This is a genomic window from Nocardia sp. NPDC060259 (assembly GCF_042728775.1).
Lineage (GTDB): Bacteria > Actinomycetota > Actinomycetes > Mycobacteriales > Mycobacteriaceae > Nocardia.
The window spans coordinates 1-15,746 of the sequence record NZ_JBHXAY010000066.1 but is presented as its reverse complement, the minus strand read 5'-3'; the positions used below and the strand labels follow the sequence as shown (position 1 = coordinate 15,746).

Below are 15,746 nucleotides of genomic sequence, written 5' to 3'. Positions count from 1 at the left end.
GGGACCGATGCGTTCAGCTTGAAAACAAATCAAGATCGGTAGCCATCCGGCCGCCGCAGTACTCCGAATCAATGGGCGTGGATAGCCACGCCCTGGCGCCGTCGCGCGCCCGGGCGAAGCTCGGGGAGTTGTGACACAAAGGCAGAACGGAGTGCTTGATGAGTTCATTGGCCACCGACCGCGTCAGCTCAAGCGTCACAGACGACGATCCGGGCCAGCCGTTCGCTCTCTCGCCCGGTCAGACGGCCCTGTGGTATGCGCAACGGATCCGGCCCGATATTCCGCTCACCATCGCCCACTACGTCGAGCTGCACGGTGATCTCGACCCGGGCAGGCTGCTGCACGCGATCGAGCGCTTCGGCGCGGAATCCCAGGTGGGACACGTGCGCCTACTCGAGATAGACGGGGTGCCGCACCAACGGGTGGACATGGCATGGCGGCCGGGCTGGGGCCGGATGGACCTGCGTGGTGAGCCCGACCCGCGGGCGGCCGCGCTGCGCTGGATGAACGAGCACGCCAGCACGCCGTTCGACATGGAACGCGAACCGCTCACCACCAATGTCGTGTTGCGAATCGGTGACGAGGACTGGTTCTGGTACGAACGCGGACACCACATCGTTATCGACGGTTACGGAGCGATGAACGCGCTCTCGCGCGCGGCCGAGATCTACACCGCCATCGGCGAAGAGCGCGAACCGTCGGTCTCCCGTGCCGCCGCGCTGGTCGACCTCTACGCCGACGAATCCCGCTACCGCGAGTCCAGCCGGTTCGGCGCCGACCGCGAGTACTGGATGGAACAGCTCGCCGGCGTCGGCGAGCCGATGACACTGTCGTCGGTCACCGCCACCGGCGATACCCACGACCCGGGCCGTCACCGCGCCGCCGCGTTCCTCGACCCCGAGGTCGACGACCTGCTCACCGAGGCGATCGCCGCGCACGGTTCGGCCAATTCCGCGCTCATCGTCGCGGCGCTGGCGGCCTATGTCCGCACGGTCACCGGCGACTCGGATGTTGTGTTGAGCCTCCCGGTTTCGGCCCGCACCACGGTCGCGCTGCGCCGCTCGGCGGGTGTCGTGTCGAATGTGGTGCCGCTGCGCGTGCGGTTCGACGAGCACACCACCGTCGCCGACGTCGTGCGCCAGACCGAACTCCAGATCACCGGCGCCCTGCGCCACCAGCGCTACCGTTCCGACGACATCCGGCGCGACTGCGGCTACTCCCGCGACGCCCGCGGTTTCTTCGGCCCGATGGTCAACATCATGCTTTTCCACGACGAGCTGAAGTTCGGCGACATCACGGGCAGGCTGAACGTGCTGGCGACAGGCCCCGTCGAGGACCTCTCGATCAACATCTACAACGGTGACAGCGGCCGCATCCATCTCGACTTCGAAGCCAACCCCAAGCTCTACGGCGAAGCCGAAGTCGCCGCCCACCACGGCCGCTACCTCGACTTCCTCGCCCGCTTCCTGGCCGCGGAGCCGACCACGCCCACCCGCGAACTGACGGCGATCACCGACGCCGAGCAGGACAGGGTGCTGCGGGAATGGAACGCCACCGAGATGCCGGTGCCCGCCGGCACGCTGGTCTCGCTGTTCACCGACCAGGTGCGCCGCAGCCCGCACGCCGTCGCGCTCGAATTCGGCGACCGCGCCATCGGATACACCGAACTCGACGATCAGGTGAACCAGCTGGCGCGCGAACTCATCGCCCGCGGCGCCGGTCCGGAGACCACGGTCGGGTTGTGCCTGCAGCGCAGCATCGAGATGGTCGTCGGCATGTACGCGGTGCTGGCCACCGGCGCCGCGTACCTGCCGCTCGACCCCGAACACCCGGCCGACCGGATCGAAGCCGTGGTGTCGCAAGCCCGTCCGGTCTGCGTGCTCACCGCCGCGCGTGACATGGTGCGGCTGCCCGACGGCGTCGAGCGGATCGATCTGGACACCCTCGACGTCAGCGGGCGCGATATCGCCCCGATCACCGACGCCGACCGGCTCGCGCCGCTGCGGCCCGAGCACCTCGCCTACGTCATCTTCACCTCCGGCTCGACCGGTAAGCCGAAGGGCGTCGGCGTCACGCACGCCGCGATCGTCAACCGCTTGCGGTGGATGCAGGCCGAGTATCCACTCGACCACACCGATGCGGTCCTGCAGAAGACCCCCGCGACCTTCGACGTGTCGGTGTGGGAGTTCTTCTGGCCGTTGCAGGTGGGCGCCCGCCTGGTGATCGCCGCGCCCGACGGGCACCGCGATCCGGCCTACCTGGCGCGGATCATCACCGAGAAGTCCATCACCACAGCGCATTTCGTGCCGTCGATGCTGTCGCTGTTCGTCACCGACGCACAGGTGGCCGGCGGTGCCGGGCTGCGGCGCGTGTTCTGCAGCGGTGAGGCGCTGCCCGGCGCCACCGTGGCCGATTTCCATGCGGCGCTGCACGGACCGTCCGGCGGTCCCGAGCTGCACAACCTGTACGGCCCCACCGAGGCCGCGGTCGACGTCACCTACTGGCCGTGCCCGGCCGACGCCACCACGGTGCCGATCGGCTCCCCGGTATGGAACACCCAGACCTACGTCCTGGACGCGCAGCTGCGTCCGGTCCCGCCCGGAGTCGTCGGTGAGCTGTACCTGGCCGGTGCTCAGCTGGCCCGCGGCTACCTCGGCCGTCCCGACCTGACCGCCGACCGGTTCGTCGCCAATCCGTTCACCCCGGGTGAGCGTCTGTACCGCACCGGCGACCTGGCGCGCTGGCAGCTCGACGGCGCCGTCCTGGAATACCTGGGGCGCACCGACTTCCAGGTGAAGGTCCGCGGCCTGCGGATCGAGCTCGGCGAGGTCGAGTCCGCGCTGCTGGCCCAGGGCAACGTCGCCCGCGCGGTCTGCGTGGCGCGGGCCGGTCGCACCGGTGACGGCGAACTCGTCGCGTACGTGGTCGCCGGGTCGGGCCGGTCGGCGCCCGAGCCCGCCGTGCTGCTGTCGGGGCTGCGGCGCAGTCTGCCGTCCTACATGGTGCCCTCGGCACTGGTCGTGCTCGACGAGCTGCCGTTGAGCGCCAACGGCAAGGTCGACCGCAAGGCGCTGCCCGAGCCCGCGCTCGGGGTGCGGCTCACCACCGGCGCCGCCGCACCGCAGACCCGGCTGGAATGCGCGCTCGCCGAGATCTTCACCGAGGTGCTCGCGCTCGACGGCACCGGGATCGGCGTCGAGGACAGCTTCTTCGACCTGGGCGGCAACTCGCTGGTCGCGGCCCGCGCGGTCGCCCGGATCAACACCTCTCTGGACGCGAACCTGACCATCAGGGAGCTGTTCGAGACCTCGACCATCGCGGCGCTGGCCGGCTACCTCAGCACGCACCGGTCCGAGTCGTCGACGCCGAAGCTGGTTCCGGCGGTGCGGCCCGAACGGGTGCCGCTGTCGCTGGCCCAGCAGCGGCTGTGGATCCTCAACCGGTTCGCCGAGCACGCCGCTGCCTACAACATGCCGCTCGCCCTGCGGCTCACCGGTCGACTCGACCTGGACGCGCTGCGCGCGGGCCTGCGGGACGTGCTCGATCGCCACGAGAGCCTGCGCACCAGCTTCCCCGCCGGTCCGGCCGGTGCCTACCAGCTGATCCACCCGGCTGCCGCGGTGGAACCGGCGCTGGAGCCGGTCGACGTGATCGCCGCCGATCTCGCCGGCCGGGTCGCCGAGGTGACCGGCCGCGGCTTCGATCTGCGCACCGAAACCCCGCTGCGGGTCGCGCTGTACCGGGTCGGCGCCGACGACCACGTGCTGCTGGTGGTGCTGCACCACATCTGCGGTGACGGCTGGTCGGTCGCCCCGCTGGCCAGGGACCTGATGGTCGCGGTCGCCGCGCGCGCCGAGGGCCGCGCGCCCCAGTGGACTCCGCTGCCGGTGCAGTACGCCGATTTCGCGCTGTGGCAGCGGGAACTGCTCGGCCACGAGGACGACCCGGAATCGCCGCTGGGCAAGCAGCTCAGCCACTGGGGCGAGGCACTGGCCGGCCTGCCCGATCAGCTCGACCTGCCGCTGGACCGGCCACGGCCACTGCAACGCGGTACTCGCGGCGACACGGTGGCCTTCACCGTCGACGCCGAGACCCGCCGTGCCGCAAGCGAACTCGCGCAACGTCGCGGGGTCAGCATGTTCATGGTGCTGCACGCCGCGCTCGCGACCCTGCTGGCCCGCCTGTGCGGGAGCACCGACATCACCATCGGTACTCCCATCGCAGGCCGTTCCGACCCCGGCCTCGACGATCTCGTCGGCATGTTCGTCAACACGCTGGTGTTGCGCACCGACGTCGACCTGGCCGCCGGTTTCGACCGGATGCTCGATCTGGTCCGCGAGACCGACCTCAACGCCTTCGCCAATCCCGACGTGCCGTTCGAGCGGCTCGTCGAACTGGTGAACCCGGATCGGTCGACCTCGCGACATCCGCTGTTCCAGGTGATGCTGTCCTACGACCGCACCCCCGAACTGCGGGTCGAATTGCCCGGTGTCGCGGCCGAACTGGTGCCGGTCGAGACCGGCGTCGCCAAGTTCGACCTGCAGCTCGAGGTCCGCGACCATCACGTCGACGGTCCGCTGCACGCCGAATTCGGTTTCGCCACCGACGTTTTCGACCGTGTCACGGTGGAAGCGATCGCCCGCAGGTTCACCACGCTGCTGGCCGCCATGGTGGCCGACCCGGCGAAGCCCACCGGTGACCTCGCACTGCTCGACCGCCGTGAGACCGCACGGCTGGTACCCGTCGCCGGCGCACCGGCCGAACCCGCGGGGACGCTGGCCCGTCTGCTCGGTGAGACCGCGCAGCGGCTGCCCGACGCCGTCGCCGTGCGCTACCTCGGCTTCGACACCACCTATCGCGAGCTCGACGAGCGCTCGAACCGGCTGGCGCGCAGCCTGATCGCGCACGGCGCCGGTCCGGAAGCGGTGGTCGCGGTCGCGCTGCCGCGCAGCCTGGAATCGATCGTCGCCATCTGGGCGGTGGCCAAGTCCGGCGCGGCATACGTGCCCGTCGACCCGGCCTACCCGGCGGAGCGCATCGCGCACATGATCGGCGATTCCGGTGCGGTGCTCGGGCTCACGCTGCCCGAACATCTCGCCGCGCTGCCCACCACGACCGGCAAACACCGCAAGGCGCCGGAATGGCTGGTCTTCGGCACCGCCGAGTTCGAGGCCGACTGCGCGAGCCGCTCGGCCACCCCGCTGACCGATACCGACCGCAGGCACCCGATGCGGGCCGGTCAACCCGCGTACCTGATCTACACCTCCGGCTCCACCGGTACGCCGAAGGCCGTCGTGGTCACCCACGCGGGTATCGCCTCGCTCGCCAGCGAGCAGACGCAGCTGTACAAGGTGACCGATGCGGCCAGGACCATGCACTTCTCGTCGCCGAGCTTCGACGCCTCGGTACTGGAACTGCTGCTCGGTTTCGCCGCGGGCGCGACCATCGTCGTCGCCCCCGCCGACCTGTACGGCGGCACGGAACTCGCCGGTTTCCTCCGGTCGGAGCGGATCACCCACGCGTTCATCACGCCGGCCGCGCTGGCCACCGTGCCCGCCGGTAACTTCCCCGATCTGGGCACGGTCATCGTCGGTGGCGAGGCCTGCTCCGACGGGCTCGTCGACACGTGGGCGTCGAAGTACCGGATGCACAACATGTACGGCCCGTCCGAGGCGACCGTCGCCGTCACCGCGAGTGCCGCCATGCAGGCGGGGGAGCCGGCTCCGCTGGGTGCGCCCGTGCGTGGCATGCGGCTGTTCGTGCTCGACGGCCGCCTGCACCCGGTGCCGCCGGGCACACCGGGCGAGTTGTATGTCTCGGGACCCGGCGTGGCCCGCGGCTACCTCGGCAAGCTCGCGCTCACCGCGCAGCGGTTCGTGGCCAATCCGCACGGCCGGGTCGGCGAACGCATGTACCGCACCGGCGATCTCGTCGTCGCCGATCCCACTGGCCGGTTGCGATTCCTCGGCCGCGCCGACGACCAGATCAAGATCCGCGGCTTCCGCGTCGAACTGCGCGAGATCGACCACGTCCTGCGCGAGCACCCGGGGGTGCAGTCGGCGCTGACCGTCGTGCACGTCGACGAGCACGGCCAGCAGCGGCTCGCGTCCTATGTGGTTCCCCACCGTCCGGTCGATCCGGCGGCCGTGCTGGCCACCGCGCGCGGCAGGCTGCCCGGGTACATGGTGCCCGCGGCCGTCACCGTGATCGAGCGGATGCCGGTGACCCCGGCGGGCAAGCTGGACCGAAAGGCTCTGCCCGCACCGGAATTCGCTGTCACCACGGGCACCCGCGCGCCGCGTACCCATCTGGAGATGCGGGTCGCGGCGGTGTTCACCCAGATCCTCGGTAGCTCGGTGCCCGGTGCGGAAGACAGCTTCTTCGAGATCGGCGGCAACTCGCTGCTGGCCACTAGGCTCGCGGCCGCGCTGCACGCGGACTTCAGTGTCGACCTGCCGGTGCGGCAGATCTTCGAGGCGCCGACCGTGGCCGGTATCGCCCAGCTGATCACGGAAGCGCCCCGGACGCAGCGGGTGGCGCTGGCGGTACACACCCCACGCCCGGGACGCATACCACTGTCGCTGCCGCAGCAGCGGCTGTGGTTCCTCAACAGATTGTCCCCCGAATCGAGCGCCTACAACATCGCATTCGTCTTGCGAATCAGCGGAGATCTGAGAATCGGCGCGCTGCGCGCTGCCCTCACCGATCTGGTGGAGCGACACGAGGTGCTCCGCACGGTTTTCCCCGAGGACCTGTCCGGCGCCCAGCAGGTGGTCCTGCCGATCACCCAGACGGTTCCCGCGATCGAGGTCGTCGACAGCGATCCCGAGCAGGCACACGCCATGCTGACCGAGCTGGCGCGCAAGGGCTTCGACCTGACCAGGGAGACGCCGCTGCGCATCCAGCTGCTGCGGGTCGCGCCGGGGGAGTACCGCCTCGGTGTGATCGTGCACCACATCGCCGCCGACGGCTGGTCGCTGGGCCCGCTGACCAGGGACCTGGCGCTGTCGTACGTGGCCAGGTGCGGTGGCACCGCGCCGGTGCGCGCGCCGCTGCCGGTGCAGTACGCCGACTTCAGCCTGTGGCAGCGCGCGGTGCTCGGCGTGGAGGAAGATCCGGACAGCATCGCCGCCACCCAGCTCGCGCATTGGCGCGAAGCCCTGGCGGAACTGCCCGACGAGCTGCCGTTGCCGTTCGACCGGCCGCGCCCGCTCGACCCGACCGGCGTGGCGGGCAGTGTGGGATGCGAGGTTTCGGCGCCGCTGCAGCAGGCCATGCACGAGTTGGCGGCGCACACCGGCGTGAGTCTGTTCATGGTGGTGCGCTCGGCGCTGGCGGTGCTGCTGCGCAGCGTCACCGGCGGCCGCGACATCCCCCTCGGCACCCCGGTGGCCGGACGCACCGACATCCAGCTCGACGACCTGGTCGGCATGTTCGTCAACACCCTCGTGCTGCGCTCGGACGTCGACCCCGGCCGCAGCTTCGTCGACCTGCTGCACGCCGACCGCGACGACGAACTGGCCGCGATCGCCAACGCCGACCTGCCGTTCGAACGGGTCGTCGACGCGCTCGGCCGCGACAGCAGGGCGAGCAACCGGCACCCGCTGTTCCAGGTCGCGCTGAGCATGCAGGACGCCCCGGCGCCGGAGCTGGAACTGCCGGGTCTGCGGCTCGCCGCCGACGAACTCGACATCGCCCGCGCCAAATTCGATCTCGAACTGCGGGTGGCGCCCGCCGAGGGCGGCGGTCTCCGGTTCGACTTCGTGTACGCCGCCGAGATGTTCGATGCCGCCACCATCGAGACCCTCGCGGAACGCTTCGTGCTGATCCTCACCCAGGCGACCGCCGACCCGGAGCAGCTGGTGTGCGAGATCGAGGCGCTCACCGTCGCCGAACATCGTGCCCTGGTGCCCGCGCAGGGGCCTGCCCCGGTGACGCCGGTCGTGCTGGCCGACATCGTCGAACGCGCGGCCACCAAGTTCGCGCATCGGCCTGCCCTGCGCTGGTTCGCCGGCGGCAGCGTCGACGGTGCGGTGGGGGAGCTCGACTACGACGAGGTCGGCTTCCGGGCACACCGGCTCGGCCGGGCGCTGATCGCGCGTGGCATCGGCACCGGTGACCGGGTCGTCGTCGGCTTGACCCGTGGATTGGACTGCGCGCTGGCCATTTTCGGCGTCGCCTCCAGCGGCGCGGCGTTCGTGCCGGTCGACCCGCGGTACCCCGCCGACCGGGTCCGGCACATGCTCACCGACTCGGATGCCCGCGCGGTCCTCACCACCACAGCGGATGTCGAGGCACTGCGCGAGGCGGCCGGTCCGCTCGACACCCAGTGGCTGCTGGTCGACGACGCCGACCTGCAGGCCGAACTCGCGACCTACGACAGCGTTCCGATCACCGATGCCGAGCGGGTCCGCCCGGTGCGCCCCGCCGACACGGCCTATCAGATCTACACCTCGGGCTCGACCGGTCTCCCGAAGGGCGTGGCCGTCACCCACAGTGGTCTGGTCAGCCTCGCGGTCGACCTGCAGGAACGGACGGGCCTCGACCGCTTCGCCCGTACGTTCTTCTTCTCGACTCCCAGCTTCGACGTCTCCGTCCTGGACATGCTGCTGGCGGTCTGGTCGGGCGCCGAGATGGTGATCGGACCGATCGACATCTACGGCGGCGACGAGCTCGGCGCGCTGCTCGACCGGGAGGACATCACCCACACCTTCCTGACGCCTGCCGTGCTTGCCTCGATCGATGCCACCCGCTGGCCCCTGCCGCGTTTGCGCGCGCTCATGGCCGGTGGCGAGGCGGTGCCGCCCGATCTGGTGGCGAGCTGGGCGCCGGGCAGGCGTTTCGTCAACGCCTACGGTCCCACCGAAGCCACCGTCATCGCCGCGATGTCGGAGATGCGGGTGGGTGTGCCGGTGGCGATCGGCACGCCGGTGCGTGGCGCGCGGGCCCTGGTCCTGGACGAGCGGCTGCGGCCGGTCGTCACCGGGGTGCCGGGTGAGCTCTACCTCGGCGGGCCCGGCATCGCCCAGGGCTACCACGAGCGCTTCGGCCTCACCGCGGGCCGCTTCGTCGCCGACCCGTCCGGGCCAGCGGGTACCCGGATGTACCGCACCGGTGACGTCGTGCGGTGGACCGCCGACGGCGAACTGGAATACCTCGGCCGCAGCGACCACCAGGTCAAGGTGCGCGGTTTCCGGATCGAACTCGGCGAGATCAGCGCGGTGCTCGGCAGCCACCCGGATGTCCGGTTCGCGCACACCGAGGTCCGGCGGATCTCCGGCGACGACCGGATCGTCGCCTGGGTGCAGCTCGCCGACGGGACCGAGCCGACGCAACTGGCCGCCGTCCGCGACCACGCGGCGGCCCGGCTGGCCGGGCACATGGTGCCCGCGTCGCTGACCCTGCTCGATCGCGTGCCGCTCACGCCGATCGGCAAGCTCGACCGCGGCGCGCTGCCGGAACCGGAATTCACCGTCGCCGCGGGCCGGGCGCCGCAGACCGCCTCCGAACGGCTGGTCGCCCAGGTCTTCACCGACCTGGTCGGCACCCCGTCGATCTCCGCCACCGACAGCTTCTTCGACATCGGCGGCAACTCGCTGCTCGCGACCCAGCTGGTGGCACGTCTGGCCGCGGCCAGCAATGTGCGGCTCGAGGTGCGGACCGTGTTCGCCGCGCCGACCGTCGAAGAACTCGCCGCGCTCATCGAGTCGGGGCCGTCCGGAGACGAAGGCCGCCCCGACTTGGTGAAGCAGCAACGCCCGGAACGGATCCCGCTGTCCGCGGCACAGCGCAGGCTGTGGTTCCTCAACCGGTTCAACGCGGGCACCCAGGGCGAGAGCCAGTCGGCGGGCGCCTACAACATCCCGGTGGTACTGCGCCTGCACGGCCCGATCGACCTGGATGCACTCATCGCCTCTTTGCACAGAGTGCAACGTCGGCACGAGACGCTGCGCACGGTGTTCCCGGAGAGCTCGGGCGAGCCCGAACAGCTCGTGCTCGACCCGGCGATCGCCGCCGTCACCCTGTTCCACGCGACGGCGCGACCGGACGAGGTCGAGGCCGCGGTGACCCGGTTCGTCACCCCCGGTTTCGATCTGTCGGCCGCGGTCCCCATGCGGGCGGCGCTGATCACGGTCGACCACACGGGTCTGCCCGTGCCGGCGCAGGCCAAGCTGGCCGTCGCGGGGTCGAAGGAGCACGTGCTCGTCCTCGTCGTGCACCACATCGCGATGGACGGCTGGTCGCTGGAACCGCTGGCCGGCGAGGTCGCCGCCGCCTACCGCAGCATCCAGGCCGGCGAACAGTTCGGCGACCTGATCCCGGAGATCCAGTACACCGATTACACGCTGTGGCAGCAGGAACTCCTCGGCACCGAGGACGACCCGGACTCGCTGATCAGCAAGCAGCTGGCCCACTGGCACGAGGTGCTCGACGGCCTGCCGGAACTGCTCACCGTCCCGGCCGACCGCCCGCGCCCGCCGGTGCCCTCCTACCGGGGCGGCACCGTCGACTGCCAGCTCGACGCGGCTACCCACCGCGCGCTGCGCAGCATCGCCACCGTCAACAACGTCAGCATGTTCATGGTGCTGCACGCGGCACTGGCCGTGCTGCTGCACCGCGTCACCGGTGATGACGACATCGCCGTCGGCACCGCCACCGCGGGCCGTGGCCATCCGGCGCTCGACTCGATGATCGGCATGTTCGTCAACACCCTGGTGCTGCGCACCGAGGTGGCCGACGAGCGTGCCTTCGTCGACCTGTTGCGCACCGTCCGCGACCGCGACCTCGACGCGTTCGCCAATGCCGACATGCCCTTCGAACGGCTCGTCGAGGTACTCAATCCGGCGCGCTCCCAGGCTCATCACCCGCTGTTCCAGGTGATGCTGTCGGTGCGCAACACCCCGGTGCGGATGCTGGAACTGCCCGGTCTGCGGATCGAGGCCGTCGACGCCGACGCGGGCATCGCCAAGTTCGACCTGCAGTTCACCTTCACCGAGACCCAGACCGCCGAACGCGTCGCCGACGGCATCACCCTCGCGGTGAACTACGCGGCCGACCTGTTCGACGAGGGCACCGCGCGCAGGCTGGGCGAACGGCTGGTCCGGTTGCTCACCGCGGTCGCTGCCGACCCGAACACGGCGGTCGGCGATCTCGCGCTGCTCGACGCGGCCGAGTGGACCGCGCTCGCGCCGGTGCACGGCACCCGCGCCGATCGCCCGGTCACCTTCCCCGCGGTGTTCGGCGCCGCGGTGGCACGGTCAAGGAACGGGGTGGCGTTGTGCGCGGGCGATACCGTGGTCACCTACGACGCCCTCGACCGCTGGACCAACCGGCTCGCCCGGGTCCTCATCGGTCAGGGCATCGGTCCGGAAAGCCTGGTGGCGCTGGGCGTTCCGCGATCGGTCGAATCGGTGGCGACGATGCTCGCCGTCGCCAAGGCCGGTGCGGCGTTCGTCCCGGTCGACCCGAACTACCCGGCCCAGCGGATCAGCCACATGCTCACCGACTCCGGTGTCGTCGTCGGCCTGACCCTGCTCGCGCATCGTGATCGGCTGCCCGGTGACTGCCGCTGGCTGGTCCTCGACGACCCGCAGACCCGCGCCACCGTGCTCGGCACCGACGATTCGCCGGTCACCGACTCCGACCGGATCCGGCCGCTGCGCCTGGCCAACCCGGCGTACGTGGTCTACACCTCCGGTTCCACCGGTACCCCGAAGGGCGTGGTGGTCACCCACGGCGGCATCTCGAACTTCGCTGCCGAGACCGCCGACCGCTACGACGTGCGTCCGGGCAGCCGGGTACTGCACTTCGCCACCCCGAGTTTCGACGGCTCCATGCTCGACATCCTGTTCGCGCTCGGCGGGGCGGCGACCCTGGTGATCGCGCCGCCGGGAATCGTCGGCGGCGAGGACCTGCGGCAGCTGTTCATCCGCGAGCGGATCACGCACGCCTTCATCACCACCGCCGCGATCGGCACCGTCGACCCGGCGGGCGTGCACTCGCTCGCGCACGTTCTCGTCGGCGGCGAGGCGCTGCCGCCGGACCTGCTGGCCCGCTGGGCGCCGGGGCGCAACTTCTACAACGTCTACGGCCCCACCGAGACGACGATCGTGACGCTGATGCCGCAGCCGATGAGCCCACAGGGCCCGATCAGCATCGGCGGGCCGATCCGGGGCGTCAGTGCCACCGTCCTGGATCGGCGGCTGCACCCGACCCCGATCGGCGTCACCGGCGAGTTGCAGCTGGCCGGTTCGGCGCTGGCCCGCGGTTACCACAACCGTCCCGGTTTGACCGCGCAGCGCTTCGTCGCCAATCCCTATGGCGCACCGGGCGAACGGATGTACCGCACGGGCGACCTGGTGCGCTGGCGCGACGGCGCGAAGCCGACGCTGGACGTGGAGTACGTCGGCCGTACCGATCACCAGGTGAAGGTGCGCGGATTCCGCATCGAACTCGGCGAGATCGACGTCGCGTTCGGCAGGCACACCGACGTCGAGTTCGCCCTCACCATCGGGCACACCACGCAGGCGGGTGTCACCGCGCTGGTCTCGTACGTGAAGGCACGCGCAGGCGCCGTGCCGACGGTGCGCGAACTGCTCGACCATGTCGGCGCGCACGTGCCGAACTACATGGTCCCGCAGTCGGTGATGCTGCTCGACGAGGTACCGCTGACGCCCGTCGGCAAGCTCGACCGGGCCCGGCTGCCAGAGCCGGTGTTCGTCGCGACCGAGGGCTACCGCGCGCCGGTGACCCCCGCCGAGGTGGCGCTGTGCACGGTGTTCGCCGAGGTGCTCGGCACCGAGCGAGTCGGTGCCGACGACGGGTTCTTCGAACTCGGCGGCAACTCCCTGCTGGCCACCAAAGTCGTTGCCGCACTGCGTGAGCAGGGCTACGACATGCCGGTGCAGCTGATGTTCGGCGACGCAACCCCGGCCGGCATCGCCGCCAGGCTCGACGGCGCCGACGCCGGCGCGGCCATGGCGGCGGCGACGGGACCGGTGCTCGCCATCCGCCCGTCCACCGGCCCGCACGACACCCCGCTGTTCTGCGTGCATCCCGCGATCGGCCTGGCTTGGTGCTACGCGGGTCTGCTCGCGCACCTCGCGCCGCAGCGCCCGGTGTACGGCCTGCAGGCGCCGCACGTGTCCGGGGAGGACGGGTTCACCACGATCCCCGAGGCCGCCGGCCACTATGTGGCCAACATCAGGTCGATCCAGCCACACGGTCCGTACCATCTGCTCGGCTGGTCGCTCGGCGGCCTGATCGCGCAGGAGGTGGCGGTCCAGCTGCAGGACGCGGGGGAGGACGTCGCGCTGCTGGCCATGATGGACAGCTACCAGCTCGGCGACCGCTGGCTCGACACCGCGATGCCGAGCGTCGCCGACATCCTCGGTGAGTTCGGTGCCGACCTCGTCGGCGGGGCACCGCTGCCCGCCGATCTCGACCTGCACGAAGCGGCCGAGCTGCTGCGGGCACAGCCGGGCCCGTTCGCCGCGCTCTCGGTCGAGAATCTCGAACGGCTCTACACCGGGTACGCCGACGGCACGGTGATGGCCAACCGGTTCCGGCCGCGCACCTTCGACGGCGACCTGGTGTTCTTCACCGCCGCGGCGGACGAGATCAACGCCGCCGACCCGGGCAGGCGCGCCGAAGCCTGGCAGCCGTTCGTCACCGGCAACATCCACAACCACGACCTGCCCTGCAGGCATGCGGCGATGACAACGCCGGAATCGCTGGCGGTGATCGGCCCCGTGCTGCATCACCACCTCGACGCGGTCCCGGCGATCACCGTGTGCGGCGGCGGCCAGAAGGAGATACGTCCGTGAGTTTGGCGGTAGAAGTACGTGGCCTGGCCAAGAGTTACGGCAAGGTGCGCGTGCTGAAAGAGATCGACCTGGAAATCCCGGCCGGCACGGTACTCGGCCTGCTCGGCCCCAACGGCGCGGGCAAGACGACCACCGTGCGGGTCGTCACCACGCTGCTACGGCCCGACGCGGGCTCGATCAGGGTCGCCGGGGTGGACGTGCTGGCCGATCCGGCCACGGCGCGGACCAGGATCGGGTTGTCCGGCCAGTACGCGGCCGTCGACGCGAACCTGACCGGCTACGAGAACCTGCGCATGGTGGCGCGCCTGTACGGGATGTCCCGCAAGCAGGCCGCGTCGCGGGCCGAGCAGTTGCTCGGCGTCCTCGGTCTCGAGCACGCGGCGGGCAGGCGTGCCGGCACCTACTCCGGCGGTATGGCCCGGCGGCTCGACCTGGCGGGCGCGCTGGTCGCGCGGCCGCCGGTGGTGGTGCTCGACGAGCCGACCACCGGCCTCGACCCGCGCGGGCGCCTCGACATGTGGCAGGTGATCGGCGAGCTCGTCGACGACGGGACCACCGTCCTGCTCACCACCCAGTACCTGGAGGAAGCCGACCTGCTCGCCGACCGGATCACGGTCATCGACAAGGGCACCGTGATCGCGCGGGGCTCGGCCGACGAACTCAAGACCTCCATCGGCGGTGACCGGCTCACCGTCACTCTCGCCGCCGGGCAGAGCCCCTGGCCGGCGGTGAAGGTCCTGCAGCAGGTCGGCGTCGGTGAACCGATCCACGAACCCGGCAGCGCGGAGGTGTCGGTGGTGGTCGGCGACGGATCCCGCACCATGGTCGAAGCGCTGCGCCGCCTCGACGACGCGGGTGTGTGCGTCGTCGACGCCGTCGTCGTCCGCCCCACCCTCGACGACGTGTTCCTTTCCCTCACCGGGACTCCGGCCGAACCGGCCGCCGAAGAATCCGAAACCGACGATGTGCAAGAGGAGATTCTGTCGTGAGTGTCGCACCGGAGGTTTCCGATGAGCACGAGACCCGCGAAATGCCGATCCAGACGAGTCCACCGCGCTCCGCCGCTGCCGGCGGGGCGCAGCCGCGGGCCCGGTTCATCCGGGACAGCGCGATCGTGGCCCACCGCAATCTGCTGACGATTCTGCGGGTGCCGACGCTGCTGGTCACGGCCACGATCCAGCCGCTGATGTTCGTGTTCCTGTTCGCCTACATCTTCGGCGCGTCGCTCGGCGGCGACCAGTACCGCGAGTTCCTGCTGGCGGGCATCTTCACCCAGACGGTCGCGTTCAATGCCGCCTTCACCACCGTCGGCCTCGCCGGCGACCTGCAGAAGGGCATCATCGACCGGATGCGGACGCTGCCGATGTCGCGGCTGGCGGTGCTCATGGGCCGCACGCTGTCCGACCTGGTCGTCAACGTGCTCAGCCTGGGTGTGATGGTGATCTGCGGGTACATCGTCGGCTGGCGCATCCACGGCAGCGCCGCCGACGCCGCGCTGGCCTTCGCCATCATTCTGCTGTTCGCGTTCGCGATGTCCTGGGTCGGCGCGCTGACCGGCCTGATCTCACCGACCGTCGAGGTCGCGCAGAGCGCAGGCCTGATCTGGATGTTCCCGCTGTCGTTCATCTCCTCGGCGTTCATCTCCGCCGAGACCCTGCCCGGCCCGCTGCGCACCATCGCCGAATGGAACCCGATCACCGCGGTCTCGGCGGCGGGCCGCGAGCTGTTCGACAACGACGCACCACCGTCGTTCGCCCCCGCCACCGGCTGGGCAGCCGACAACTGCATCCTTTACGCCGTCATCTGCTCGCTGGTCATCCTGGCGGTAGCGATGCCTGCCGCGTTGTTGCAGTATCGAAAGGTCGCCAGCCACTGAGTGCTTCCGCGACCGACAACGGCGAAGGCCGCCTCCCGGTTCGG

General features: G+C 70.6%; 3 protein-coding genes. All 3 read left to right on the top strand.

What is annotated here, in order from left to right; translation table 11 throughout:
- Positions 1–158: 158 nt before the first annotated feature.
- The 3 genes from ACFWF2_RS22340 to ACFWF2_RS22330 are packed head-to-tail and all read left to right on the top strand — an operon-like array spanning position 159 to position 15,702.
- Positions 159–13,826, top strand: coding sequence for an amino acid adenylation domain-containing protein (locus ACFWF2_RS22340; RefSeq protein WP_379309371.1), 13,668 nt, complete (start codon positions 159–161; stop codon positions 13,824–13,826).
- On the top strand, positions 13,823–14,815 hold the full coding sequence (locus tag ACFWF2_RS22335; protein ID WP_379309370.1) for an ATP-binding cassette domain-containing protein: 993 nt from the start codon (positions 13,823–13,825) through the stop codon (positions 14,813–14,815). The genes ACFWF2_RS22340 and ACFWF2_RS22335 overlap by 4 nt, the downstream gene beginning before the upstream one ends.
- Before the next feature lie 41 nt (positions 14,816–14,856).
- The gene (locus tag ACFWF2_RS22330; RefSeq protein ID WP_379309390.1) at positions 14,857–15,702 is read left to right on the top strand and encodes an ABC transporter permease; all 846 of its coding nucleotides are present in this window, start codon (positions 14,857–14,859) and stop codon (positions 15,700–15,702) included.
- Positions 15,703–15,746 lie beyond the last annotated feature (44 nt).